The sequence below is a fragment of the Ralstonia sp. ASV6 genome, from assembly GCF_016429285.1.
Lineage (GTDB): Bacteria > Pseudomonadota > Gammaproteobacteria > Burkholderiales > Burkholderiaceae > Ralstonia > Ralstonia flaminis.
On sequence record NZ_JAELUI010000264.1, the window covers coordinates 1 to 3,633 of the forward strand.

Annotated in this window: 4 protein-coding genes; 2 read left to right on the top strand and 2 right to left on the bottom strand. The window is 61.2% G+C overall.

Annotation, left to right across the window (positions count from 1 at the left end; all coding sequences use genetic code 11):
* Positions 1-588 precede the first annotated feature (588 nt).
* Positions 589-930, bottom strand: a complete 342-nt coding sequence (locus JHD73_RS27075; RefSeq protein ID WP_199033224.1) for a DHCW motif cupin fold protein — start codon at positions 928-930, stop codon at positions 589-591.
* A 357-nt stretch (positions 931-1,287) separates the two neighbouring features.
* Between JHD73_RS27075 and JHD73_RS27080 the strand changes: the two genes are divergently transcribed.
* The gene (locus JHD73_RS27080; RefSeq protein ID WP_199033225.1) at positions 1,288-2,571 is read left to right on the top strand and encodes a dicarboxylate/amino acid:cation symporter; all 1,284 of its coding nucleotides are present in this window, start codon (positions 1,288-1,290) and stop codon (positions 2,569-2,571) included.
* Positions 2,572-2,676: 105 nt separating this feature from the next.
* Here the strand turns inward: JHD73_RS27080 and JHD73_RS27085 are convergent, their stop codons facing one another.
* Complete coding sequence (locus JHD73_RS27085; RefSeq protein WP_199033226.1) at positions 2,677-3,336, bottom strand: NADPH-dependent F420 reductase; 660 nt, start codon at positions 3,334-3,336, stop codon at positions 2,677-2,679.
* A gap of 81 nt (positions 3,337-3,417) precedes the next feature.
* On the opposite strand from JHD73_RS27085, the gene JHD73_RS27090 reads away from it, so the two are divergent.
* Positions 3,418-3,633 (top strand): helix-turn-helix domain-containing protein (locus JHD73_RS27090; RefSeq protein ID WP_199033227.1); only part of this gene is annotated, 216 nt, incomplete at its 3' end.

The following is a 3,633-nucleotide window of genomic DNA, read 5'->3' on the forward strand; positions in this document are numbered from 1 at the left end:
GCCGCCCGACGGCTCATTCCTGAGTAGCGTGAGGAACTCGTGTTCGTCGGTGATTTCTTCGGGGGCGCCACCGGTAGTGGCTTTTTTGCGGAAGGGGAACTTGAAGGTTGGTTGCTGGAGCTTGACGTGCGGCGGGGCTGGTGTGGGCGGCTGGGGTGCGGGCATCAGTTACGCAAATCGCAGAACGACAATTTGCGCACGATCGGCGAGTTACCGTTGAATTGCTATCGGCGAAATCTGATTTTTCTGCTTCGTCGAGATTGGCGTTCACTTTTCTTGTCGCTGTGCCTCACGCGGGCCTTCTTGCTCTGGATGCAGACCGATGCGCATGCATCATCGAGCCAAGCCGACGCGGCTGCGGTCTCAGATCAATTCGGTCACGCTTGCGCAACCGCCCGCCTTTCGCGCAGTCTTTATCGCCGCAATCGGGGCGCTCATTGCGCTCGCGCTGGAAGGCGTGTCACCTAATCCGCATCAATGGGACGTAGGTGTCGGAATCGCGTTAGTCGGTTGCCTATAACAACGGCGTGAACACGCGTTTCCCCGACACGGGGCAGGGATTTCGGAATGCGTGACGATGCGTTCTCATCAATCGACGACGAACAGCTTCGCGCCCGCCTTCGTATAGGACTGATGTGCCTCGGCATCATCCCCCACCTGGTAGCTCATACCGGGCGTGAGCGTGAACTTGCGGCCGTCTTCCAGCGTGGTTTCCAGTTCGCCGTCCAGGCAGAACAGGATGTGACCTTTTTTGCACCAGTGGTCGGCCAAGTAACCGGGTGTGTACTCGACCATGCGCACGCGGATGCGGTTGGGCTCGTCACCAAAGTAGCGCGTGCGCCAGAGGGCCATGCCGGTCTCGCCGGTATGTTCGGTGGGCTCCACGGCAGACCAGTCGGTCGTGCCGAAAGCGAAGGGGGCCATCTTCATCGTGAGGTCCTGTGGGTTTGTCGATCCACGATGGTAGCAGTGGCGCGGGCGCCGCATTGTGTGTGCGTTAAAGGGCGCTTGTTGGTATGCGCCGACGGCATTGCATGCCGGTCAATAATCCCGTCGACGTAGGGCAATTCCAATGCCTGTGCGGTATCGCTGTCGGTCATCAGCCGAGATGGCGCAATGTATGCAAATTTTGCATGTTGCTATGCAACATCGACATAACAATCGCCATCTGCTTGTCTAATATCCTCGCTTTTTACAAAGCGTGACGAACTTGGGCCGCCCTTGGTCCACACAAGATCCGCTGGCCCGTGACCGCCCTCCGGCCCCGGGGAATTCCTGGAGAAAGTCTTGAACACCAAACGTCTGACCTCCCACATCGGCATTGCCATGGTGCTGGGCATTGCCGTCGGCTGGGGCTGCCACGAATACGCCAAGGACGCCGCGGCGGCCAAGGACATCGCTTCGTACTTCAGCATCATCACCGACATCTTCCTGCGCATGATCAAGATGATCATCGCGCCGCTGGTGTTCTCGACCCTGGTGACGGGGCTGGCGAGCATGAGCGGTGGTCGCTCGGTCGGCCGCGTCGGCTTGCGCGCGATGATCTGGTTCGTGTGCGCGTCGGCCACGTCGCTTGCGCTGGGCATGCTGCTGGTCAACTTCTTCCAGCCGGGCGTGCACATGAACCTGGCGCTGCCTGACGTATCGGCTACGTCGGGCCTGAAGACGGGCGACTTCACGCTCAAGGCCTTCATCACGCACGTGTTCCCGCGCAGCATCGTTGAGGCGATGGCCAACAACGAGATCCTGCAGATCCTGGTGTTCTCGCTGTTCTTCGGCGCCGCGCTGTCGACCATGAAGAACCCGATGGAGTCCGTGATCGGCCGTGGCCTGGAAGAGCTGACCAAGCTGATGTTCCGCATTACCGACTACGTGATGCGCTTTGCACCGCTGGGCGTGTTTGCTGCCATGGCCGCTGCGATCACGGTGGAGGGCGTGGGCGTGCTGTGGACCTACGGCAAGCTGATCGGCGAGTTCTACCTGGGCCTGGCGCTGCTGTGGGCCATCCTGTTCTTCGTTGGCTACCTGCTGCTGGGTCGCTCGCTGGGCCGCCTGCTGGGGCTGATTCGCGAACCGACCATGCTCGCGTTTGCAACCGCGAGCAGCGAATCGGCGTATCCGAAGACGATGGAAGCGCTGGAGAAGTTTGGCGTGCCCAAGCGTGTTGCCAGCTTCGTGCTGCCGCTGGGTTACTCGTTCAACCTCGATGGCTCGATGATGTATCAGGCGTTTGCGGTGCTGTTCATCGCCCAGGCCTACAACATTGAAATGGGCTTCACGCAACAACTGACGCTGCTGCTGGTGTTGATGCTCACGAGCAAGGGCATGGCCGGCGTGGCGCGCGCGTCGCTGGTGGTGGTGGCGGCTACGCTGCCGATGTTCCACCTTCCCGAAGCGGGTCTGCTGCTCATTATCGGTATCGATCAATTCTTTGATATGGGCCGCACGGCCACCAACGTGATCGGCAACAGCCTGGCCACTGCCGTGGTGGCGAAGTACGAGCCGGCGGATGAAGCGGTGAATGAAGACGAGTCGGTGGGTTCTGCTGCACCGGCTCAGCCGTCGGTATAACGCACTGCGATGCCGTCGTTTGACGGCGTGAGGTGCCAGGCCTTCGAACGGGCCTGGATGCAAAGGGCCCCGGAGTGATCGGGGCCTTTTGCTTTTTCAGGCCAGTCAGACGTGCTGCTGCGAAGCGCGCGGAGGGCGCGCCCCGTCCGCCCGGTGATAGACGAACCCGGCATCCGTCCCACCGCCCTGACGCACGGCGATCTGGATATTGAGATGCGCCATGGCCTCGAGATAGCGGGCGTTGCGCAAGGGGCCCGTTACCACCGGGGCGAACCCAGCGCTTGCGGCAATGTCTGCAACGACGGTGTTGGCTTGCGCATCGTCGCCGGCAATGAACGCCGTGACGGACTGTCCGCTGCGGTCAAGCCGGTCTGGCGTCATGATGTCCGCAAAGACCGTATTGAATGCCTTGACGAGCCTCGCGGCGGGAAGCAGGTGGCGCAGGGTTTCGGCGGCGGAGGCGAACGCCCCCAGGGGCAGCGGCGACCAGTCGTCCTGCAGCGCATTGGTCGCATCCACGACGATCTTGCCATTCAAACGCGATGCCAGCGGCGGCAGGGTGTCGGCGCACGCCTGGTACAGGATGGCGATCACGACAACATCACCATAGGCGGCTGCCTCTTCCAGCGATGTCACGCGATAGTTGGCGCTGGGGCGTGCACGAGTGACATCGCGCAATCCCACCACCACGTCGTGACCGGCTGCCGCGAGCAGGCTGGCCAGGTTGCCGCCGAAGTTTCCACCGCCAAGAAACGCAATCTTCATGGTTTGCACCCTAAGGTTGATTGGGAGGTCTCATCTTTCCGATAATGGTTTCCATCGTCAATTAGGTACCTAAAAGTAACCATGTCGAGAAAAATTCAACTACCGCCGGATGCGTTCCTGAAAGTGTGCCCATCGCGTGGCGTGTTGGCGCGTGTCGGACAGAAGTGGACGGTGCTGACCATGGTGGCGCTGCAGGACGCGCCAATGCGCTTTGGCGATATCCGGCGGCGCCTGGAAGGGGTCTCGCAGAAGATGCTGACGCAGACGCTGCGCGCGATGGAACGCGACGGCCTGATC